Source organism: Treponema sp. UBA3813 (assembly GCA_002368605.1).
Classification (GTDB): Bacteria; Spirochaetota; Spirochaetia; order Treponematales; family Treponemataceae; genus Treponema_D.
Genome location: DFEB01000020.1, coordinates 14,094 through 36,355 on the forward strand (window position 1 = coordinate 14,094; position 22,262 = coordinate 36,355).

The window sequence follows — 22,262 nt, forward strand, 5'->3', positions numbered from 1 at the left end:
TTTTTTTCTCATTAGTTGCCGAAAATCAATTTTCTTTTGCTATTAAAGGGTATGGAAGAAAAGATAAAAAAAAATCGTTTGGAAATTCGAGAGCTCACTATGAAAAATGGTATCGCCTATCCCACAAATGAAGAGCTGATTATGCTCATTCTTGGAAGCGGAACAAAGAAGATGCCGATAGAAAAACTCGCAAGAACAGTAATCTCCACGATCATGTCATCGAATTCAGAAAATCTTGTAGAAAACCTGATAAAAATTTCTGGAATGGGAAAAACGAAAGCACTGACAGTTGCGGCCTCGCTTGAATTGGGGAAGAGAATCAACAGGCATCCAAAGACAAGTCTTGAAAATCCGAGGGAACTTTTACCTTTCGTTCAGAATTATGCGCTGGAGTCAAAAGAACATTTTCTCTGCATCAGCATGAACGGTGCGAGAGAAATTCTATCAATCAGAGTTGTATGCTCAGGAAGCGGAAATATGGCAATAGTACAGCCATCGGAGGTTTTCTCTCAGCCACTGAAAGAACATGCTTCTGCAATAGTAATCTGCCATAATCATCCGAACGGAAACCCCTGCCCTTCCGAAGATGATATCCGCACGACGGTCAAACTTTTTTTGGCGGCAGAAACGCTTGGAATTTCCCTGACCGACCATATCATCATAACAAAAACCAGTTATTTCAGCTTTCTGGAACACGGCTACATGGACATCGATAAACTTCTTAATTTGTTGTAAGAATAAGATTTTTTCAGTATTATTATAGGTATGAATCGAAAAATTTTTATTATTTTTAGTCTTTTTATGATAATTTCTCTTACTCCTCTTTTTTCACAGCAGGACGACAATTCAGGACCTGGAAGCAAGTCAGCAGAAGCCTTTGCTATCATACCAAATCTTGAGCCAGAGGAAAGTTCGGACATTGATATATCTCGCACAAAATCTATTTTCAAAACAAATGTAAAATCATGCAAGATTTATCTAAACGGTAATTTTCAGGGAATAAGCAATCTTACGCTCACCAATCTCATTGAAGGATTTTATCTTATGAGAGTCGAAAAGGAAGGATACATTTCCCAGGAAAATTTCGTCTACATTGAACGAGGAAAAGAAAAATCTTTCTTCATTGAACTTCAACCAAAAGAAAAAAAGCAGGATGAAAAGACTTCTGCCGAAAGCGAAAAATCCGACACCAATGAAACGCCGGAAAGCGCAGAAACTCCAGCGGGAGCCGAAGGATGAAACTCTACACTCGTTCCCAACTCATAAAATCTTCTCTAACAGGCGCGGCTTTTGGTATAGCTATAGCCCTTATTTCTGTTGTCGCAATCTCCCTGTCACACAAAAAATCTGACTCTCTGGAAAATATTGCCGCAGAAGAGAAAAACGAAAGTACATCTACTCAGACAACCGAAAATGAAAATACTGCAGCAGTGAATTCAGCACAAAATTCAGCCGCTGAACCAGCAAGGCCTCAAATCATCGAAGAAAAAGCAATTCCCGTCGCTAAAACTTACGATTCTCCCTACACTCAAGACGAACAGCAGAATATCTCAGTCTACGAAAAATGCAATGAGGCAGTCGTAAACATCACCACTCAGGTCATGGGCATCAACTGGTTCTTGGAGCCTGTCGTTCAGGAAGGCGGGAGCGGAAGCGGCTCAATCATCGACAAGAGAGGTTATGTGGTCACGAATGTCCATGTAATCTCAAACGCAAGCAAAATCAACATTTCTCTATATGACGGCACTTCTTACGAGGGCACAGTAATCGGTAAAGATGTTGAAAGCGACATTGCGGTCATCAAATTCAACCCGCCAGACAATGTAACGCTCAAAACAATTGATTTCGGCGACTCAAACAATCTGAAAGTCGGTCAGAAAGTCATTGCCATCGGAAATCCTTTCGCACTGGAGCGCACCATGACCACAGGAATCATCTCAGGTCTTGGCCGCCCAATTCAGGAAAGCACAAATGTCATTATCCGAAACATGATTCAAACTGATGCGGCAATCAATCCGGGAAACTCAGGCGGTCCCCTTCTCGACACAAACGGAAAGATGGTTGGAATCAACACGATGATAATCTCTAATTCCGGAAGTTCTGCCGGAGTAGGTTTTGCCGTTCCTGTGAGCACAGCCCGCCGCGTTGTGGACGATTTAATAAAATACAGGAAAGTCAACCGCGGTGTGCTCAAAATCGCCCCAGTCCAGATGACAGCTTCAATCGCGCGCTACGCAGGTCTTTCAATCTCAACAGGAATACTGGTCAGCGAAGTTGAGCGCGGCTCCTCTACTGAAAAATCAGGAATTCTTGGGGGAACAGAGCAGGTTCAGTATGGAAGCCGCTTCAATCCCACAACCATTTATCTTGGCGGTGACATAATCACTGGAATCGACAATATTACCGTACGCACTTATGCCGACTACACGAGCGCACTTGAATCAAAAAGACCGGGTGACACTGTAACAGTCACTGTCTACCGAAACGGCGAATACAAAAAACTCCGGGTCACGCTCGACGGTAAAGATAGCTCAAACACGAATTCAAATGCAGCATCGTCAACGCTTTAGCCTGATTTTATTTTTTTTCTCAGCCTTTTTCATTCACGCTCGCAAGGTCTCGCTTCCAGTCAATGGTCTCATGATTGCAGACGATAACACCGTAGACACGAGCCTTGAATTTGAAGAAAAATGGTTTTGGGAAAGTAAGACGAGCGAGTACAATCACAAAATCGCGCGGATTGCATGCCTGCTTTCAGAGATTTCCTATGTATCTGTTGAGAAAGAGCCAGAAGCGAACGAAATGATTCGTTCATACAGGGCATTAGGTTTTAAAGACGAAAACATCGAATGGAATTACATGCTGGATTACTCAAGTCCCATCTCTGGTAACAATCAGGCGGCTTACAGTATCGCATACAAAGACATTCAGACTCCCATGGGCACAAAGAAACTGGTTTTCGTTGTACTCCGAGGAACGCCGCTCAGCGCAAACGAATGGATTTCTAACATAAATGTAAGTGACTCAACTCACAAAAATACAATGAGCCACGAAGGCTTCTTAAACACCGAAGAAAATGTTCATAAGGCTCTCATGTACTTTCTTCTCAAAAACAAAATAAGTCCTGATGAGTCGTATTTTTTGATTACAGGTCACAGCCGGGGGGCGGCGCTTGCAAACCTCCTTGGAGCAACCCTTGAAAATGAAGGTCTCATTACCGGGGAAAGGCTTTTTGTCTATACCTTCGCCGCCCCTAATGTCACTCAAAGCGAAAGCTCCTCTGACAGTCGTTATAATTTTATCTGGAATATAGTAAATGCCGAAGACATTGTGCCGACAGTACCGCCGAATCGCAATGAATGGAAATGGCGCAAGTTCGGGCAAACAAAAGTCCTCGTAAATTATTGGAACTGTGACCCAGAGCGATACATCAATGACTATATGCCAAGAATGAATGAATACTTCAAAAAATTCATGAAGAGAGACTATGCGCCATTTAAAATCGGGCCTTTCATTCACATACAGATTGCCAGGATGCTTACAGAATTGTATCCCAGTGTCGAAAGCTATTATAGGAATATTTTAGGTTTAAGGAACATCGCCGAGTCTGTTTTCTGGAAAATTTTCCCGGCTTCGGAGCAGCTTCAGGATTCAGATTTTTCATACGATAACGAAGGAAAAGAAGAAGCTCCGCTGCTCACGCGAATTTTTCTAAAAAGTATGGATAAGAATATTGATGCAGGTGCAGATTATACGATGAATGCCTTTTCTGACATGCATGCCTGCGAGTCTTACATTTCATGGATGCTCTCACTCGATGAAGAAGAAGCATTCTCTGACATGGGAAGTTCTCAAATCATTATCAAAAACAGTTTTGACTGTGCGATTTATGCAGACGACGGAAGGCTTCTCGGTCGCATTCTTGACAGCACTGTGGAACTGGACACTCTCCGAATCCCCTTTGCGGCCATGCCATTTCCAAACAGCGTTGTGCTAGGATTTCCGCAAAATCAAAATTTAAACATAATCATTCACAAAGACAGCCTGATTCCAACTATCGTTCCTTACAAAATCGAACATTATGATGCGGCAGGAATGTTGATCGGCGAAAGCGAAACCAAATATTTTTTTCCCCACTCTGGAATGGGCTTGAAATTCAACTCAAAAGGAATTTCATCTGACACGAATTCAATCGCCTTTGAAAAACTAAAATGGTCACAAGCAAAGCTTCTCATAAATCAATATGGATTAAGACAAAACTTCAAGGTCAAAGTTCAGCCAGAGTTTTCACTTTCAACAAACAAGATTTTTTCTGCAGGACTTAGAATTGGAAGCCAAGAATTCTACGGTAGGGTCTCAGGGGATTTTTTCAAAAAAAAGGACACGAATCTTGCAGGCCTTACACTCACAATCGGACATCAACAATCAATTTTTGGAAGACTAATGTGTGAGGTTGAGGCTGGGAATTCATTCTTTTGGCCAAAGAGTGATACCCACAAGAGGGAATTCAATGTCATTCCCATGGGCACAATTTCCCTGTCATACAAACCCCGTAGGCGTATTCAATTTTTCGCCGGAATCCGCTCTGACATGCATATTGATGGTTTCAATGACGAATCATTCACCGATAAAATCAGGCGGGATTTTATTACGGAAATCCATCTGGGTAGCAAAGTAGACATTTATAATTCTTTCCAATTTGGAATCCGCTTGTAATACTGTAAAATAAGGAAAAATCATGCTCGACAAAAACAACATTCTGATTCTTTGCAAAGTCGTGGACAATTTCGGCGACATCGGCGTGGTCTACCGCCTTGCCCGCGCCCTTTCTGATTTGCGCCCGGATCTTAATCTCACCCTCGTGGTCAGCAATCTGGAAAGTTTTCACAAAATGGCAAGTCAAATCGACCCCCAAAAAAAGATTCAAGACTTTCGCTACAAAAACTCCACATGGAAAATCCTCGACTGGTACTTAGATAATGCAGAATGCAGAATGCAGAATGCTGAATGCACTTTCAATTTTTCGATTATTTTGGAGTGTTTTCAGTGCGGCAGGCCTGACTGGCTTGAAAGCCTTCTTTTTTCCGAGGATTTCGACCGTCCAGTGCAGATTCTTCAAATCGACTATCTTACCGCTGAGGATTATGCCGAGGAATTCCATCTTTTAAAATCTGGCACTCGAAAAACCAATATCAAAAAACGCTTTTTTATGCCGGGCTTCACCGAAAAAACGGGCGGACTTATTATTAATGATGTATGCAAAATGCAGAATTCAAAAGCGGAGACTACGACTTGCGACATCTTCAAGATTTTTTTCTTTGCCTACGAGGATGACTGCGCTGCCGTCGTAAAAGGAATTTCTGACTTTCAAAGCAGAATGAGAGAAAGCAAGCCTGACTTTTCTGTCCTAGTCTATCTCGCCGAGGGAAAATCTTCCGCTCCCTTTGAAAACGCATGGAAAGATTTCAATTCTCCCTTTGAAATTGAAAAAATTCCCTTCTTGCAGCAGGAAGAATTCGATTCCTTTATCCTTACGATGGATTTTCTTTTTGTCCGCGGAGAAGATTCCCTTGCCCGCGCCTGCCTTTCTGCCCTTCCCTTTGTCTGGCAGGCTTACAAGCAGGATGAGAATTACCAGCTGGTTAAAGTGAATGCCCTTCTCGACCAAATGAAAAATTACTTTTCAAAAGAAGAATTCCAGGCGATTCAGGATTTCTGGCAGAATTACAACGATTACGAAAAGGAGAGCCAAGCCGCTCCCCTGACAGAATTGCTGCTTTCCAGCGCAACGGGAAAAAACAAAGGCGGATTTCAGGATTTTGCCAAAAAACTCCATGAAAACGGAAATCTTGCCGCTCATCTTTTGGAATTCATCGATTCTCTCTAGCCTTTTCTGCTTTTCACCGATAATAAGTTATGCGCTTTTTTAAGAAGAAGATTTTTCTTTCTCTTGTTTTTCTCCTCATGCCCTCCATTTTCTTTTCTTATGAGCGCGTTCCCGTAATCCTTCCATTTAAAAACGGCGGCGAACTTCACACTTTCTTCTATTGTTTTAATGATATTTCAGAAGGCAAGCAAATCGCCGAAGAGATTTTCCATGTCAAAAAATACGATGAGCTGGCAAGAGGCAAGCGGGAAAGAATGATTCCAGTTCCTTTGGGAACGAAAGTCGGCTACTACGACTGGGCAATATTCTGCTACGGCGAGGAATTCTGGCTCTTCGAAGTGAGAAATGGTTTTTTGTGGGGACGGGGACTTTTGCTCGAAGAACCAAGAAGGGATTAAATCCTTAAAGACTACAATATGCCGAATTGGCGGCAAAAGAAAATAATCCCGAAAAGAGTGAATGCGCTTGAAAGTGTCGTCCAGACCACAAGCTGACCGGCAAGTTCCGAATCACTTCCCATTTCGGCAGTCATGGGGACGGTGGAAACCGCAAGCGGAGTTCCGTAAAGAGCAATCAAAGCCGGAAATTCAAGGCTTCTGAATCCAAAAAAATAAGCAGCCAAAAGGCAAACAAGAGGGCATAATATGGTTCGGGCAAGCACACCTGCAATAATCTTGTATTTGAGCCGGGCAACTGCACTGAAAGCGAAATTTCCGCCCAAAGCAATCAGCGCGACAGGGCTTGCAGACTGAGCCAGCATGGAAATACTTTTGTAGACAAAGGGAAGGTGCTGGCGAATTGTGAAATAATGCTGCCCGTTCTGGTTCAGAGGGATAAAAGAGCGTATCAAAAGACAGACAAAGCCAAAGGCGACACCGAGAATCAAGGGATTTGTGATGATTTTTTTTAAAATGGAAGAAATGCTCACTTTTTTTCCGCCCTCGTTCACAAAGAGGGAAAGAGCGATAATCGCAAGGACATTAAAAAGAGGAATTGAAACAGAAGAAAGGATTGAGGCCGCGACCACAGGCCGAGCGTCACCTGCGGAAATCGACATGGCAAGGGAAATCCCGATAATCGCATAATTTGACCGGTAAGCGCACTGAATCATAACGCCCTTCTGTCTGTTGTCTTTTATTGTAAGAAGGGTAAGGACAAGTGAAAGAATGAAAAACAAAAGCACGGAAACTACGGCAAAGGCACACATCTTTCCATATTGAGTAATTTCAGAAATATTGTCCACATTGTAAACATTGAAAAAAAGCAGGCAGGGAAGCAGGCAACGGAAACAAAGTTTGTTCAGTAAAGGAAAGAATTTTTCTTCAAAAAGATGAATCGATTTTAAGAAATAGCCTACCGCAATAATAGCGACAATCGGCAGCACTGCATTCAGCGTAAAAAAAAGATTTGAAAGCACGCAATTGCTCCTTACATAAGATTGTAGTAAAAATTCTCAAAAATATCTTAAAAAAATGAAGATAAAAAAGAGATTTTGGATATTTTTTATGATATAATATTTCCGTGAATTTTCCAAAGTGTTTTTTTCTTGGGATTTTAATTTTTTCGTTTCTCCTGCCAGCTTGTTCCAAAAAAGAAATATCTGAGCTGCCCCAAGACACTATAAATTTAAAAGACAGGTTTTATTGGGCAGACTGTGACGCAAACAGCACTGTCGAAGAAGCAGAAGAACTTCTTTTTCACAAATTCACAACTGATGGAATCGGGAACATTCGCAAAGTCGCAGGAAAGGATCAGGAATATGTCTGGCTCATGGCAGTGTTTGCCGTTCCTGAACATCTCCGCAATAAATCTCTTGGTCTTATCGTCACTTACCTTCATTTCGCTGATAAAGTATGGGTCAACGGAACCTATGTAGGAGGCTATGGTCAGTTTCCACCTACGCCGAAAAGTTCTCTTTGGGTTCCGCATTTTTATTCTATTCCGGAGCCACTTATAAATCCTGTCGGGAGAAATATCATTCTCATCAAAGTCTATTGCAAAGGCCGCAGCGGAATCTCAAATAATATTCTCCTCGGCGAGCATGACAAAGTTAAAGATATTCATACACTACATGCTTTCTTTCAGTCAATCATATATTTCTTTGCAGAAGGCGGTATGCTTTTCACGGCGCTTCTCTTTTTCCTTATATTCATCTGGCGAAAACGAGAACGGGAGTACCTTTCATTCTCAATACTCTGTATTGCATCAATGGTTCTTGTTATTCCATTTTTTGCGCCAAGTCTTCCAATCAACTACCCGAAGAATATTCCCTTCCTGCTCTTTATAAAATCTACTCTTTGTGAAGGCTTGTATCTTATTGTCTTTACTCTCTCCACATTCATAATTGAGTTTATCAAAGGTAGGGAAACAAAATATTACAGGATTGCGAGATTCAGCGTTTTTGCACTATGTACGCTCATTACATTCGCAGCTCCAAACTACGAATTTTTATGTAAAATTTGTCCTTTTATGCTGGTTCTTTCGGTGATTCAACTTGGAATGGGATTTTTCTTCGTCCTTAAATCAAAAAACACAAAACAAGAAAACAACAATTTAAAATTGCTTAGTATCCTTCTCATTCCAGTAGTAGCGTCAATCATTCTGGACATTATCGTAAAAGGTATGCTTCAAAAAGTTGACTATCCATATATCACGCTTTTCGGTTGGGAGCTTACTCTCATCGCGTTCATATTCCTCATGAGCATAAGATACAACAAAGCAGTTGCTCAAAATGACTATCTCAATGTGCAGCTTCGCCGTGAAGTTCTTAAACAGACTCGTGCCCTTCGTAAAAAAACGGCAACTCTTGAAGACGAAATCAATCGATCTGAAACTGACCTTGAAATGGCCTCCCTCGTTCAAAAAAAATTCTTTCCTTATCCACCGAGAAGCCTGCGTGGCTGGGATATTGCAGTAAGTTACAATCCACTCGATAAGGTTTCAGGCGACATGTACGACTTTTACATTCATAAAAATGACTTAAACGGCTTTTCGCTTTTCGATGTTTCTGGTCACGGCGTCGCAGCAAGTTTAATTACTATGCTTGCAAAAAACATTGTTTTCCAGTCTTTTGTCAGAAATCTTAAAAATAAAGAGAGTGTTTCCCGTACTCTCTACGAAATAAACGATGAAATCATTGAGGCAAAGGGAGAAATCGAAAATTACCTCACAGGACTGATGTTCCGTTTCAGTTCTTTCAATGAAAACGATGAGTGTCAGGTTGAAATGGCGAATGCAGGTCATCCAAACCCAATTCTTTACTCGGCAAAAACCAATCTTTGTGATGAAATCGATTCTGGAGACAGTGAAGCCCATCATGGAGCAATCGGACTTGATTTCATTACGGTTTCATTCCCACAAATCAACTTTACGATGGCAGAAGACGATATTCTAATTTTTTACACAGACGGACTCACTGAAGGGCGTAACAAACAGAACGAAATGTTCGGAAAAGAGCGGGTCAAAAGAATTATTAAAGAAAGCTACGCAAAAGACGCTCAATCCATTTTGGAAGATATTATCGACGGATACAACAATTTCACAAAAGGCATAAAAAGAGACGATGATATCACAATTGTCGTCATGAAACGGGAAAATTCGGCAAATTTTATCGAAGAGCTGGATGAAGTTTGATTTAAAACTTTTTCCCTTCTTCCGTGTCAAATAAACGAGGTAAAAAAATGACAGAATTCAAGCAATGGTACGATGAGGACGGAATTACATTCCACTCAGAGCATAAAGTTCAGTTTTCACAGAGCGATTCATGCAAAAAAATGAGCTTTTACGAGCTTTTAAAAGTGACCAGCGACATGGCCGTGGAAGATTACGCCCAGCGGGGCATGGACAGGGATACTCTCACGAAGCACGGATATGCCTGCCTGGTTTCAAGGGTAGCCTTCCGCTTTCACCGCTTCCCGCGCGAAAACGAGAATTATGTCTTTACGACTTACGAAGAAAAGGCCGAAGCCCTGCAGCTTGTCCGTGCCTACGAATTCACCACGCCAGGGGGTGAGCCGCTGATTACAGGATTAAGCTCTTGGCTTTTAGTGGATCCCGTCGCCCACAGAATCATCCCCACAAAAAAATTCGATTTGAGGCCGCCGGTTGAGAGCCAGAAAGAGCATGACTGCCTCAAATACGGCAAGATTCAGATTCCTGAAGATTTAGAAAAATGGGACGAATGGAAAATCAGATATTCAGACATTGACGGAAACAATCATGTGAACAACGCCCGCTACGGAGCCTTCGTGGCAAACGCAATCCCTGAAAACTTGCGTGACAAAGCCTTCACTGACTTCCGCCTTAACTACGCAAAGGAAGCAAAATTGGGGCAAAAACTTGAAATTTTCGGAAAAGTAAACGAAGAAGAAAAACGCCTCACGATTGTGGGCAAAACTGAAGAAGGCGTTTCCTTTGAAAGTGAACTAATTTGGCAATAAACAAAAAAAACGGACTCTCGTCGGGAACGCGCCATCAAACATCGCAGTGAGCAAAGCTCAGGCGAGTTTGTGTCGCAACCCCGACTCCGTCCGTTTTTTTTTGCTCTTACTAAATGGTAGAGCTATAAATTATTTAGTCCTTAGCGCGCTCTACGAATGAACCGTCGCGTGTGTCGATTACGATGCGGTCATCTGTGTTACAGAACAATGGAACTTTAACTTCCATGCCTGTGTCGAGAGTTGCAGGTTTCGTTGATTTGCCTGAAGTGTCGCCTTTGATTCCTGGCTCACAGTATGTGATTGTGCGTGTAACCTGAATTGGCAAGCGAACGCCGACCGGTTTTTCGTTGTAGTAAGTGATTTTTACATCGTAGTCATCATCCGGAGAGATGTAGCCAGCGTTGTCGCCGAGATAGTCTTTCTCAAGAGTGATATCGTCGTAAGTTTCCTGATCCATGAAGTGGTAGTCGTTTCCGTCGATGTAAGAAAGTTTAACGTTCTTTTCGACAAGGTCAACTTCCTCAAATTTTTCGCCAGCGTCAAGACCGAGATCCTGAGTTCCGCCAGTTACGATGTCTGCAACGCGAAGTTTTGTAACCATGCCCTGGCGACCAGATTTCTGACCCAACATTTTCTGAACGATGAGAGCCTTTCCCTCGTACATGAAGGCAGTTCCGACTTTGATTTCGTTTGTCATCAACATAATATGTTACCTCAAAAAATAAAGCTTTATGTTCCTATTTTAGTGATTTTTAAAGAGATATTCAACTCATTATCGATGTTATCATTATCTGCTTTTATCTGTGTGCATCCGCGTCGAAATTCTGTATAATCTAATCATGCGTAAATTTGAAGTCGTAAGCCCCTATCAGCCTTCAGGTGATCAGGGCGAGGCAATCGAAAAACTCTCTGCGGGATTCTTAAAAGGCGATCGTTTTCAGACTCTTAAAGGCGTCACCGGCTCTGGAAAAACCTTCACTATGGCAAAAATCATCGAAAAGGTTCAGCGACCCACTCTGATTATCAGCCACAACAAGACCCTTTCAGCCCAGCTTTACCGGGAATTCAAGTCATTTTTTCCCCACAATGCGGTGGAATATTTTGTCTCTTATTACGACTACTACCAACCGGAAGCTTATGTTCCGGCCCGCGACCTTTACATCGAAAAAGACGCCGCCACAAATGACGAAATCGACAAGCTCCGTCTGGCGGCAACCTACTCGCTTATGGAGCGGCGGGATGTAATAGTCGTGGCCACGGTCAGCTGCATTTACGGTTTGGGTATGCCTGACCTTTACAAGGAAATGCGCGTTCACATCGAAAAAGGCGAAATCCTTGATTTGCGGAAATTCGAGCGGGATTTGGCTTCGATTCAGTATCAGCGGAACGACATGGTTTTGGACAGGGGAAATTTCCGCGTGAGGGGAGATGTTATCGAAGTCTATCCGCCTTACATGGAGACTGACACGGCCTACAGAATCGAGCTTGATTTTGACGAGATTTCCAGCATAAAGCGATTCAATGTCCTGAACCGGGCAACGGAAGAAGAGCTGGACGAGATGCAGTTTTACCCGGCAAAACACTTCGTAGTTCCCCACGATGCCCTTCTTGCCGCCACAGACAGAATCCAAAAGGAGCTTGAAGAGCGGGTGGAGACTTTGCTTTCTCAGGGCAAAATGCTTGAGGCCGAGCGGCTGAAAACCCGCACCACCTACGACATTGAGATGATGAAGGAAATGGGCTATTGCTCAGGAATCGAAAATTATTCCGCACCAATTTCTGGCCGGAAGACCGGGGAGCCGCCTGCGACCCTTTTGCACTACTTCCCAGATGATTTTCTCTGCCTCATTGACGAAGCCCATGTCACCGTTCCCCAGATTGGAGCCATGTACGAGGGAGACAGAAGCCGCAAGCAGAATCTCGTTGATTTCGGCTTCCGCCTGCCCTCTGCCCTGGACAACCGCCCCCTTAAAGGCGATGAATTCTGGAAAAAGATGAACCAGGTGATTTATGTGACGGCCACGCCCCGAAAAGAAGAAATCGCCCAGTCAAGTCAGGTGGTGGAGCAGATTATCCGCCCGACAGGTCTTTTAGACCCTCTCATCGAAGTGCGCCCCAGCGAAGGCCAGATGGAAGACATTTACAAGGAAGTAAAATCCAGAATCGAAAAGAAAGAGCGCAGCCTGATTCTTACTCTGACCAAAAAGATGGCGGAAGATTTGACGGACTATCTTCTGGGCTTAAATCTCAAAGTCAAATACATTCACTCAGAAATCGATACTTTTGAGCGGGTTGAAATCCTCAAATCCTTGCGAACCGGCGAAATCGATGTTCTTATCGGAATCAACCTCTTGCGAGAGGGAATCGATTTGCCTGAAGTCAGCTTTATCGCAATCCTTGACGCGGACAAAATCGGCTTCCTGCGCTCAACCACCAGTTTGATTCAGATTGTGGGACGGGCCGCCCGAAACGAAAACGGAATGGTCGTCATGTACGCCGACAACATTACGCCCGCAATCAAGGAAACCATTGATGAGACAAAACGCCGCCGCCAAATCCAGCAGAAATACAACGAGGAGCACGGAATCACGCCCCACACGGTCTCAAAGGCAGTGCAGGACATTCTCGTTCGCCAGCAGCAAGACGCCGCCGAAAATGCCGAAGTGGAGCTGGGAGTCCTTAAAAAGAGCGCCAATCTCTTCGATCCAAAGCAGCGTAAAAAGCTCATCGACGCCCTAAAAAAAGAAATGTCCGATTACGCCGACAGACTGGAATATGAGGAAGCCGCCGCAATCCGCGACCAGATTCAGGAAATCGAGCGAACCTATGGAAAATAATGCCCGCAAGCTAGGGCGCAAAATAAAATTCCTCAGCTGGAAGTTCGCGTCCCAGAATAGTAAGATATTTTTCGATGTCGGATTTTGCAGAAGGAGCCGTGCGAAAAACTAAGGAGGCATTTGCTATAGAATCCCGCGCTACAGCCTGAGAAAGTCCGAGTTTATGTTTTTCAATAAGCATAGCGGCTTTTGCATGGTTATTGTTTGTCCATTGAAGACCACTTCTGTAAACTTCAAGAAATTGCCGGACTAAATCATGATTTTCATCGGCAAAAGCCACTCGTACAACAAGAATCATTGACGGAATTGTATTTCCATTCTCTTTTTCCATGTATACTTGTTGGATATTTTCAGCGCGGATTAGTTTAGAAGAATTTTTTAGAGCAACCGTTGCAAAAGGTTCAGAAAGCAAGGCATATTCTGCCTCTCCAATAATCAGTTTGTTTGCAATGCTTGCAAGTGGAAGGGAAAAATCAAAATGAAAAGATTCGCCGGAACCATTTTCTTCACCTTCTTTTTTAGTAATCAGTGATTTTAACAGAGGTATTTTAGAGGAATCTTTTTCGGAAATAAAAATATTTTTTTCTTGAAGATTTTCAAGAGATACATATAGTTCATCATTTGTAAGAAGATAAAGGCCACCGTTTTGCACAAGGCCCGCCATTAAAAGGGCGCCCTTCCCCGCCGTAAAGACTTTTGCCGCATCTTCAGGCGTAAGAAAGCCCATATCGATCTCGCCTCTGAGAAGCTTGGGAAGCTCGGCCTGAGCAGAATCAAAAATCTGAAAAGAAATGTTCTGCACGGCCAATTTTTCTTTGTTTTCAATTAGATAAGCGCAGGGCGCACAGGAAATTCCCTTAAGCACGCCCAGCCGAATAGAGGCCTTTTGAGCAAAAAGAGGAAGGAAAAGAGAAAAACATGAAAAAAGACAGATAATTTTTTTTAACATGAAAAATCTTTAATTCCTAACTCCTAATTGCTCATTGCTAATTGTTTATCTCTCATTTTTAATGACTTCATCCATGTTGCATTTTGGCGGGATGCCGTCAACCAGTTCTTTTGAGCCGGCATTTGCGTACATGTTGAGAAGAGCCGCGCCGGTTTTTGGATTCATGATTACAGAAGGACCTGCGATACAGCCACCCTCACAAGCCATGACTTCGATGAGGTTTGGACAATCAGCGGGAGCGGGCATTGTACCGGCGTTGATTTTGCCGTAATTCTGTAAATTCTTGATACCAGCCTTGTCGAGACCGTTGATAACCACCGGTCGCAAAATAGAATCGTCCTTGAGGCGGATTTTTACGCTTTCTGCAACGCCGCCAGTCTTTGCGAAATTGCGGGCAGAGACTGTAGGATTGTATTTTCCCAGTTTTACTTCCATTTTGGTGATGTCGATTTCTTTTGCGGCAAAGAGAGCGCCGATTTCTTCAACTGAAAGGACATAGTCAACTAAGTCACTGTCGAAACCTTCCCGGCGTTTTGCAAGACAAGGGCCGACGAAAACAGTGATACAGTCAGGGTCTGCTTTTTTGGCAAGCTCGGCCGTGTAAATCATTGGAGATTTTGTCTCTGAGATACAATCTTTAAGCTCTGGCGCGTGAATGTGAACGGCGCGGACATAGGCAGGGCAGCAACTGGTGGTCATCATTTTATCCCCCCGCTCCATGCGCTCTACGAATTCCGCGGCTTCTTTGTCGGCAGTGATGTCGGCACCGATTGCAACTTCCCAGACCCGGCTAAAACCTGCCGCAAGGAGAGCGCCTTCAAGCTGACCGACTTTTGCACCCTTGAACTGGGCACCGATTGCAGGAGCATACATTGCCACGACTTTTTTGCCGTTCATGATGTGCTTGATAACATCAACGAGCTGGGACTTGTCCATGACAGCACCGAAAGGACATGAGCTCATACATTTTCCGCAGAAAATACATTTATCGTAGTCAATCTGCTCGTGGCCGGTCTCTTCGTTGCGGGTGATTGCACCAACCGGGCAAGCCTCTTCACAAGGAATCGGAATCTTTACGATTGCGTGGTAAGGACAGTTCTGGGCACAGAGACCACAGTTGATACACTTGTTTGGGTCGATGTGAGCGCGATGGTCGTAGATTTCGATGGCCTGCTTAGGACAGTTGACCTTACAAGGACGGGCAAGACAAGCCTGACAAGCGTTCGTAGGAAGATATTTTGACTTAACGCAGCCGTTACAAGCGTCATTAAGGAATGTGAGCATTGGCCATGTAGGCTTTTCGCGATTCAGTGCGTCTTTTGCATAGTCTGCAAGGCGTTTTTCGTCATCGATATCCTCTACAGAGAATCCCATGCGGGCAAGAACTCTGGTTCTTAAAATTTCACGGTCGTGGTAAATACAACAGCGGATTGAAGGACTTCCCGCCGGAACCATTTCTTTTGGAATGTAGTGAACGCCTTCTTCAAGTTTTCCCTCAAGCTGTAATTTAGCGATTCTGACCAAAATTTCCTGCTTCAAAAGTGAAGCATTGTTGTTGACATTAAGCATGTGTACCTCTTTGCTTTTAATTTTTGACTGTTTCCTTACAATTATATCATAAATCTGCTAGAATTGCATTATGAATGGCGGAAACACAAGGGATTTTAAGAAAATTTTACGGAAAGAAATGAAGCAAACCCTCACGCTCTTTCACGAAAATCTTTCAGAAAGAGAAAAAGATTCTCTGGCCGAAAATCTTACAGAAAAAATCACAGTCCTTGACGAATACAAGAATTCTCCGCTGATTCTGGCCTATATTCCCGACAAACTTGAAGCCGATTGCAGACCAGTCATTTCAGACGCGCTGAAAAAAGGGAAAAAAGTCGCCGTTCCCAAAGTGGATTTTGAGGCCCTGAAAGACGGCAGGAGCGAGATGGACTTTTATTTTTTAGAAGAAGGAAAATCTCTGGAAGACCAGCTGGAAGCCGGAGCCTATGGAATCTTGGAGCCAAAAACTGATTTGAAAAAACTTGATTGGGGTCTTGCGGGGCAAGAAACAGGTGAAGGCTGTCCCGCAGAGGGGGTAGCGGAAAACCGCGAAGCGGGTTGGAGTGAGGGGGAGACTTCCCCCTTTATGCTTGTTCCCGGCGTGGCATTTACGAAAGACGGAAAGCGACTGGGGCACGGAAAAGGATTTTACGACATTTACATAGAAAAATTACAGAAGGCCGGCCTAAAGCCCTATTTGTGCGGAGTCGCCCTTCCCTGCCAGATTGTCACAGACCTTGCCACCGACAAGCACGACATCCTCATGGACAGGGTAATCTTTTAACCGCTGCATACGCATTGCGATTATTTTTTAGAATCTTTGCTGTAAAGGCGCAGGGGCGGAAGGGAATCAAAGTAGCTTTCGGCAATCAGGTAGTAATCCTCGATTTTGGCCTTTGAAATCGCCTGATACTGCTCAAGGTAGAGACGGGGATTTTTCTGCACTTCCCCGCTCTGCATCAACCGGGCCGTTCCCTCCTGACTTCCAGCCTTGGAAATCACTGCCATGAGCCAGTTATTCTCAAGGGAAGCGAGCAAATCACTTTTTTCAAGGTCGATTACGCAGTCAGTCTGAATGTCAATCTGAGCAGAAATATCTTTTTTAATAGAAGAAATGCATTCCGAATAGACAGAATCAACTTCTGCCGTATGCTCAACGCTGGTCACAAGGATTCGGGCAAAAGGCAGGTCATTTTCGGGAAGAAGGGCTTTCACTTTCGTTTCGGGATATTTTGAGGAAAGTCTGGCTTCCATTCGCTGGGCAAGCTCGATTAAAATCGCGTCAAAAAGAGCACAATCCGTGGAAGAAAGGTCGGGCGAAGGAAGACAATACAAAACCGGGTCAAGGAATTTTGTGGTGGGAATGAGAACGGCTGGCATGGGCCCGGCTTCTTCCTTTGAAATGTCAGTCAGAAAAAGATGACGGAGGGAAATTCTTTTTTCTTTTGCGGAAAGCTTTTCAAAGTCAGGCTTTTTGACCCGCAAATCAGTGGAACGAGTCTGGGCAATGCTTGATAAAAGTCCGAAAGTTGAATTTAAGGATTTGAGCAATTTTTCGTCACTTTTCAATCCGCCTGAGAGAATCAGGGAAAAACGGCTTGAATCCAATAAAATTGGATAGGCTTCCTGAATCTTGGTAAAATCAAGATTTTTCGCGGGCTTGTCCTCGGTGTCGCGGTAAAGCTTGGGATAATCCGAATCCCCGTACAAAAGTCGCACCGCCTCGCACAGAAGCTGGAATTCCGTGCTTCCGGTTTTGAGCCGCCATTGAGTGCGCTCGTCATAAGTCACGCCGTCTGCGGTCGCAGGATTGATGTCGCAATAAACCAGAGCCGTGTAAGAGGCCTGAATCGCAAAATCCATTTCTCCCGAAAGACAAGTGACCGTAATAATCGAGTGGGTCGAAAGATTTTGCGCGCCGACTTCGTAAAATCCAGAAATCGCACCGTTTGAGGCAAACAAATCCAGCTGACGGTTAATGTTGACCGCAATGGAATCGGCCAGCACAGAAGCCAGTCCCGGAACTTTGTCCGTAAAAAGAAGCTCGCCGCCTGCAATCGTAAGGGAAAGAACCGCCGTTTTTGAATTTTCGCTCCGTTTGACCGTGACAGGAATATCGTTTTGAAGGGTAAAATTTGAAAATTCAGAAAGATTTTTTTCGATGAAGCGGTCTGCCGAGGAAGCGATTTCTTCCAGAAGATTTTTATTTGATTCTGGATTTTCTTCGTTCTGGGCAAAAAGTTTTTTGTAGAAAGTCTGATTGTACCAGGCACTTTCTTTTTGGGGAATTTCGACAAAACCGGCTTTCTTAAAATCTGCGGCATATTTTTGGTAAACTGCGGAATTCAAAAAGACGAAAACAAAAGGCTCTTCCGCCATGATTTTTTCCTGCAAATCAGAAATTTCGATTTGTGAGAGACGGTCATTTTTTTGGAAAAAGTCTTGGACGGCATCAGAAGAATTATTTGACAGGGAAAGCTGGCGGGAAAAGGCTTCCATGGTTGCGTCGGAACTTTCTGAAAGCCGGGTAAAGGCCGTTCGGGATTTTTTGAGGGAATTTTCCAGCTCTTTTTTGGAGAAAACATCCTCGTCCCGGCTCATGGTCAGGAATAAATCCACCTGCACCACCGGAGAGACCTTTGCCTTGCCGATTAAAGACTGAATTATAAGCCGTGAAGATGATTTTTCCTGGGCGGAAGAGACATCAATGTATTCGTCACCTAAGATTTTTAAATTCCGCTGTTTTAAGAGCAATTTTTTTAATGCGGAAGAATCTTGATTCCAGCTTGCAGAAAGGGCGTCCGCCTCGTCCCGGTCAAGGGATGTGTACTGAAGGGCGATTTGTGTCATTTCGTCGGAAAAATCTTTGTGGGAAAGAATGAATTTCCGGGATTTTGGATTTTTGCCGGAAGAAAGGGCTTTTCGGACTTTTTCTGAATCCCAGTCCTGCCTGCCAGAAAGATTGACTGTCTGAAACTGGGAAAAATATTTTTTTACCAGGGAAAGACAAGCCCCCTCAGTGATGTTTCCGTTGATGAAAAGAATCGCATTTGAGGGAGAATAATAAGATTCCCGGATTGAATTGAGGGATGTTCTCAGCTCTTCGATTTTGTGTTTTGAAAAGACGGCTGGATTTACGCCGCTTTCCCGCGACCAGGGAGATTCAGCAAAGACTTTTGAATCAATGGCAGAGTTGATAAAGCCTGCCGGACTCTGGGAATATTCTTTGAACTCGGAATCCATGATTTTAAAAAGCGAGGAAAGCTCTGAGTCCGAAACAGAGAGAGGCTTTAGCTTCTGGGAAAGAGAAATCAAGGCCTTTTCACAGGCGGCGGGAGCGACTTTTGAGACGAAACGAACGCTGTCATTGGAAATCTCGCCGCCAGCAAGACGAGCGTACATGGTAAAAAGCCCGCCGTTCAAAGGACTCTGATTTGTGAAGCCAGCTTCAAGGCAAAGCTCCAGCCGTACCGTGGGGGAAGAAGAATCTTCAAGGAAGTAGATTTGAAGGCCGTTTTCGAGAGTGAAATGCTTAATGTCCGAAGAAGTGAAGGCGAAAAGGGAAAAAGATAAAAAAAAAGCTAGAAAAAAAACGAAAATTCTCTTCATAGACATAAAAAAAGCCCGACCTAAAGCCGAGCTTTTCGACCCCTGCTGGGCTTGAACCAGCGACACACGGATTAACAGTCCGTTGCTCTACCGACTGAGCTAAGGGATCACTTTGTTCTTACGAACGAATGTTATGTTATATTAAACAAAAAAAAGTGTCAATAGAAATTGCAAAGAAAAATAAAAATTTTGAAAAAATTGTCTTTGAAGTCCAATAGAATAAAAAAAAGACTGCCTTGAAAGACAGTCTTGTAATTCGGGAGCGAAGGGGCTCGAACCCTCGATCTCCGGCGTGACAGGCCAGCGCGATAACCAGCTTCGCTACGCCCCCAAATGATTAGTCTATTTTAGAGAAAAGCGTTGATCGTGTCAAGCGGAAGATGCGGAAAATTCAAAAAAAATTACTGATTGAGTTATAAGATGTTTTTCTATATAATAGGCACATATTATTTTAAAAACGAGGAATCTATGCTCACTCTTAAATTTGGCGGCACATCAATGGGAAGTGCCAGACGAATTCTTGATTCTGTTCAAATTATGACTGGCCGTGCAAAAGAAGGCCGAATCAGCGTTATAGTGTCGGCTGTTGCCGGCGTTTCAAACAGTCTGCAGGCTGCAATTGACGGTTGTGTCACCGGCGGAAACGCAGCGAGCTATGTTGAGAGCATAAGAAAAACACATTCTGAAATCTGCGCACAAATCGAAGCGGAGCTCAAAGGCTTTTCCGCAAAAGAAGTGCTTAAAAAAATCGAAAACAATTTTGTTGAGCTGGAAAAATTACTGGCTGGTGTTGCCTCATTCGGTGAGTGCCCGAAATCAATTCACTGCCGCATCATGGGAATGGGCGAACTTTGCTGCGTTCCAATTGTAAATGCAGTTCTTCAGGCAAAGGGCGAAGATGTCATGCTTTTGGACAGCCGCCGCTTTATCTTTACCACAGGAAATCAGGCCGAGGGCGATGTAGATTATGGCAGAACGGCAATCGCGCTGGAGCCTTACAAGGACGGCGGAAAGCAGAGTTCAGCGCGAATTCTTCTTTTCCCAGGCTTTGTCTGCTCATGGAGCGAGCATTACGACGATGAGCCAAAGATGGGGCTTCTCGGACGAAACGGCTCAGATTTTTCGGCTGCTGTAGTGGCTTCATGCCTTGAGTCAAGAAAATGTGAATTCTGGACTGATGTAGACGGAATCTACACGGCAGATCCACGGGTCGTAAACGACGCAATTTTGGTCGAAGACATGACTTATGAAGAGGCCATGGAGCTTTCTTTCTTCGGAAGCAAAGTCCTTCACCCGAAAACTTTAACTCCTCTGGCCGCAAAAAATATCGAAGCCTGGAGTTTGAATTCTCACAATCCAAGCGCAAGGGGAACAAGAATCGGCCGGGGTCCTTTTGAAAGCGAAAAGAACGCAGGTCCTGTCCGGGGAATTTCCTGCCTGAAAAACACTGCACTCATTTCAGTGAGCGGAAGCGGCATGAAAGGCAAGACCGGTATCGCCAGCCGAATTTTTGCGGCAGTCAGCCGGGCGGGAATCTCAATGCTTTTGATTACCCAGTCTTCTTCTGAATACACAATCTCTTTCTGCGTAAAACAGACTGAGGCTCAGGCTGTGGAAGATGTTCTTTCTCAGGAATTTTCCCTTGAAATCCGTGACGGTCTTATCAATAAAATCAATGTTCAGGAGCATACGGCAATCGTCTCTATCGTCGGCGACGGCATGAAACAGAATTGCGGTGTAGCAGGAAAATTCCTCGATTCCCTCTCAACACGGGGAATCAACATTCTTGCAATCGCACAAGGCTCTAGCGAAAGGTCAATTTCAGTCGTTATCGGCGGAGAATTCGGGGATATCGCTGTCAAGGCGGCTCACCTCTTCTTCTTCAACACTGCCCAGCCAATCGAAGTGTTCGCATTCGGAGCCGGAACAATCGGTGGCGCCCTGCTCGACCAGATTCGCGACCAGCACGACAAGCTTCTTGAACAGAAAATCGACATCAAAGTTTGCGCAATCTCAACTTTGGACGGCATGATTCTCGACGGAAACGGAATCGATCTTTCAAATTGGCGAGAACTGAGCAAAAAAGCTACTGAAAAGGCAAATGTTGACGAAATCTTGGACTTCGTTCGGGATACAAAGCCTCTAAACCCGGTTTTTGTTGACTGTACTGCAAGCTACGATTTGCCGAACCGATATCTGGACATTTTTAAGGCAGGTATGAGCATTGCAACCCCAAACAAGCGGGCTAACTCAATGAACATGGATTTCTACCACAAGCTACGCCAGGTTGCTAACGAAAATCACTGCCGCTTCCTTTACGAAACAAATGTTGGAGCAGGCTTACCAATCATCGACACCTTGCAAAACCTCTTTAACTCAGGCGACCGCCTTACAGGCTTCAACGGAATCATGTCAGGCTCTCTCTCATACATCTTCGGAAAGCTGGACGAGGGCAAAAAGTTCAGCGAGGCCGTCCTTGAGGCAAAAGAATTGCGCTACACCGAGCCTGATCCACGAGACGACCTTAAAGGCACTGATGTCGCGCGCAAAGCACTGATTATCGCCCGTGAAAGTGGCATGACAATCGAACTTGATGACATCAAAATGAACTCAATCTTCCCGGAGAACTTCTCAATCGAAGGCACAACAGAGGAATTCCTCAAACGACTGCCGGAAGTAGACTCATACTTTGAGGAAAAAATGGCAAAACTCAAAAAAGAAAACAAAGTTTTGCGAATGGGTGCTTCAATCAAAGACGGAAAAGTTTCTGTCGGTATGCTTGAAGTCGGCCCAGACGATCCGCTTTACGGAGTTCGAGGTGGCGAGAACGCATTCGTATTCCAGACTGAACGATACTCACCGATTCCCCTTACCGTCCGCGGATACGGAGCAGGAGCAGGAGTTACGGCAGCCGGTGTCTTTGGAGATATTATGAGGACGGTTAGTTTTAACCCGACTAAGTAAAGTCTGCCACACGGCTCTTGACAATAGTC

The 22,262-nt window shown here is 44.1% G+C and carries 16 protein-coding genes and 2 tRNA genes; 11 read left to right on the forward strand and 7 right to left on the reverse strand.

Translation table 11 applies throughout. The annotated features are described in order from the left end of the window. Positions 1-99: 99 nt before the first annotated feature. The 6 genes from B2089_RS03015 to B2089_RS03040 all read left to right on the forward strand — a co-directional run bounded on the left by B2089_RS03015 (position 100) and on the right by B2089_RS03040 (position 6,285). The gene (locus B2089_RS03015) at positions 100-735 is read left to right on the forward strand and encodes a JAB domain-containing protein (RefSeq protein WP_296319831.1); all 636 of its coding nucleotides are present in this window, start codon (positions 100-102) and stop codon (positions 733-735) included. Positions 736-765: 30 nt separating this feature from the next. Continuing rightward, the gene (locus B2089_RS03020; protein WP_296319833.1) at positions 766-1,239 is read left to right on the forward strand and encodes a PEGA domain-containing protein; all 474 of its coding nucleotides are present in this window, start codon (positions 766-768) and stop codon (positions 1,237-1,239) included. Beyond that, the gene (locus B2089_RS03025) at positions 1,236-2,570 is read left to right on the forward strand and encodes a S1C family serine protease (protein WP_296319835.1); all 1,335 of its coding nucleotides are present in this window, start codon (positions 1,236-1,238) and stop codon (positions 2,568-2,570) included. Before B2089_RS03020 ends, B2089_RS03025 begins: the two co-directional genes overlap by 4 nt. Before the next feature lie 70 nt (positions 2,571-2,640). Then, positions 2,641-4,716, forward strand: a complete 2,076-nt coding sequence (locus B2089_RS03030) for a lipase family protein (protein ID WP_296685832.1) — start codon at positions 2,641-2,643, stop codon at positions 4,714-4,716. A 22-nt stretch (positions 4,717-4,738) separates the two neighbouring features. Continuing rightward, a complete protein-coding gene (gene earP, locus B2089_RS03035; protein ID WP_296319839.1) occupies positions 4,739-5,887 on the forward strand; it encodes an elongation factor P maturation arginine rhamnosyltransferase EarP in 1,149 nt (382 codons plus the stop codon). 77 nt (positions 5,888-5,964) lie between these two features. Further along, entirely contained in the window at positions 5,965-6,285 is a 321-nt protein-coding gene (locus B2089_RS03040) for a hypothetical protein (RefSeq protein ID WP_296319841.1), read from the forward strand. An 11-nt stretch (positions 6,286-6,296) separates the two neighbouring features. On the opposite strand, the gene B2089_RS03045 is transcribed toward B2089_RS03040, so the two are convergent. Further along, positions 6,297-7,304, reverse strand: coding sequence for an AEC family transporter (locus tag B2089_RS03045; protein WP_296319843.1), 1,008 nt, complete (start codon positions 7,302-7,304; stop codon positions 6,297-6,299). 104 nt (positions 7,305-7,408) lie between these two features. Between B2089_RS03045 and B2089_RS03050 the strand changes: the two genes are divergently transcribed. Both B2089_RS03050 and B2089_RS03055 read left to right on the forward strand, forming a co-directional pair. Next, positions 7,409-9,520: a SpoIIE family protein phosphatase gene (locus B2089_RS03050; protein WP_296319846.1), complete on the forward strand. Its 2,112-nt coding sequence runs from the start codon at positions 7,409-7,411 to the stop codon at positions 9,518-9,520. A gap of 47 nt (positions 9,521-9,567) precedes the next feature. Continuing rightward, positions 9,568-10,326, forward strand: coding sequence for an acyl-[acyl-carrier-protein] thioesterase (locus B2089_RS03055; protein ID WP_296319850.1), 759 nt, complete (start codon positions 9,568-9,570; stop codon positions 10,324-10,326). 133 nt (positions 10,327-10,459) lie between these two features. Here the strand turns inward: B2089_RS03055 and B2089_RS03060 are convergent, their stop codons facing one another. Beyond that, positions 10,460-11,029 carry an elongation factor P gene (locus B2089_RS03060; protein ID WP_296319853.1) on the reverse strand — a complete coding sequence of 190 codons (570 nt, stop codon included), beginning with the start codon at positions 11,027-11,029 and terminating at the stop codon, positions 10,460-10,462. Between the two features lie 136 nt (positions 11,030-11,165). Between B2089_RS03060 and uvrB the strand changes: the two genes are divergently transcribed. Then, positions 11,166-13,163, forward strand: a complete 1,998-nt coding sequence (gene uvrB / locus B2089_RS03065) for an excinuclease ABC subunit UvrB (RefSeq protein WP_296319856.1) — start codon at positions 11,166-11,168, stop codon at positions 13,161-13,163. 10 nt (positions 13,164-13,173) lie between these two features. On the opposite strand, the gene B2089_RS03070 is transcribed toward uvrB, so the two are convergent. Next, a complete protein-coding gene (locus B2089_RS03070; RefSeq protein WP_296319859.1) occupies positions 13,174-14,112 on the reverse strand; it encodes an ABC transporter substrate-binding protein in 939 nt (312 codons plus the stop codon). A gap of 45 nt (positions 14,113-14,157) precedes the next feature. After that, on the reverse strand, positions 14,158-15,681 hold the full coding sequence (locus tag B2089_RS03075; RefSeq protein WP_296319862.1) for a monomeric [FeFe] hydrogenase: 1,524 nt from the start codon (positions 15,679-15,681) through the stop codon (positions 14,158-14,160). Positions 15,682-15,751: 70 nt separating this feature from the next. Between B2089_RS03075 and B2089_RS03080 the strand changes: the two genes are divergently transcribed. After that, positions 15,752-16,444, forward strand: a complete 693-nt coding sequence (locus B2089_RS03080) for a 5-formyltetrahydrofolate cyclo-ligase (RefSeq protein ID WP_296319865.1) — start codon at positions 15,752-15,754, stop codon at positions 16,442-16,444. A gap of 20 nt (positions 16,445-16,464) precedes the next feature. On the opposite strand, the gene B2089_RS03085 is transcribed toward B2089_RS03080, so the two are convergent. From B2089_RS03085 to B2089_RS03095, 3 genes are all read right to left on the reverse strand, one after another. Beyond that, the gene (locus B2089_RS03085) at positions 16,465-19,269 is read right to left on the reverse strand and encodes an insulinase family protein (protein WP_296319867.1); all 2,805 of its coding nucleotides are present in this window, start codon (positions 19,267-19,269) and stop codon (positions 16,465-16,467) included. A 36-nt stretch (positions 19,270-19,305) separates the two neighbouring features. Then, positions 19,306-19,378: transfer RNA gene (locus tag B2089_RS03090), tRNA-Asn, on the reverse strand. Between the two features lie 148 nt (positions 19,379-19,526). Beyond that, a tRNA-Asp gene (locus tag B2089_RS03095) sits at positions 19,527-19,600 on the reverse strand. 137 nt (positions 19,601-19,737) lie between these two features. Here B2089_RS03095 and thrA point away from each other — a divergent pair. Next, positions 19,738-22,233: a bifunctional aspartate kinase/homoserine dehydrogenase I gene (gene thrA, locus B2089_RS03100; protein ID WP_296319870.1), complete on the forward strand. Its 2,496-nt coding sequence runs from the start codon at positions 19,738-19,740 to the stop codon at positions 22,231-22,233. Positions 22,234-22,262: the final 29 nt, after the last annotated feature.

Excerpts from the sequence above, each read along its gene's own strand:
- B2089_RS03015 (WP_296319831.1), top strand. The coding sequence starts at position 100 with ATGAAAAATGGTATCGCCTATCCCACAAATGAAGAGCTGATTATGCTC.
- B2089_RS03020 (WP_296319833.1), top strand. The coding sequence starts at position 766 with ATGAATCGAAAAATTTTTATTATTTTTAGTCTTTTTATGATAATTTCT.
- B2089_RS03025 (WP_296319835.1), top strand. The coding sequence starts at position 1,236 with ATGAAACTCTACACTCGTTCCCAACTCATAAAATCTTCTCTAACAGGC.
- B2089_RS03030 (WP_296685832.1), top strand. The coding sequence starts at position 2,641 with ATGATTGCAGACGATAACACCGTAGACACGAGCCTTGAATTTGAAGAA.
- earP (WP_296319839.1), top strand. The coding sequence starts at position 4,739 with ATGCTCGACAAAAACAACATTCTGATTCTTTGCAAAGTCGTGGACAAT.
- B2089_RS03040 (WP_296319841.1), top strand. The coding sequence starts at position 5,965 with ATGCCCTCCATTTTCTTTTCTTATGAGCGCGTTCCCGTAATCCTTCCA.
- B2089_RS03055 (WP_296319850.1), top strand. The coding sequence starts at position 9,568 with ATGACAGAATTCAAGCAATGGTACGATGAGGACGGAATTACATTCCAC.
- B2089_RS03060 (WP_296319853.1), bottom strand. The coding sequence starts at position 11,029 with ATGTTGATGACAAACGAAATCAAAGTCGGAACTGCCTTCATGTACGAG.
- uvrB (WP_296319856.1), top strand. The coding sequence starts at position 11,166 with ATGCGTAAATTTGAAGTCGTAAGCCCCTATCAGCCTTCAGGTGATCAG.
- B2089_RS03070 (WP_296319859.1), bottom strand. The coding sequence starts at position 14,112 with ATGTTAAAAAAAATTATCTGTCTTTTTTCATGTTTTTCTCTTTTCCTT.
- B2089_RS03075 (WP_296319862.1), bottom strand. The coding sequence starts at position 15,681 with ATGCTTAATGTCAACAACAATGCTTCACTTTTGAAGCAGGAAATTTTG.
- B2089_RS03080 (WP_296319865.1), top strand. The coding sequence starts at position 15,752 with ATGAATGGCGGAAACACAAGGGATTTTAAGAAAATTTTACGGAAAGAA.
- B2089_RS03085 (WP_296319867.1), bottom strand. The coding sequence starts at position 19,269 with ATGAAGAGAATTTTCGTTTTTTTTCTAGCTTTTTTTTTATCTTTTTCC.
- thrA (WP_296319870.1), top strand. The coding sequence starts at position 19,738 with ATGCTCACTCTTAAATTTGGCGGCACATCAATGGGAAGTGCCAGACGA.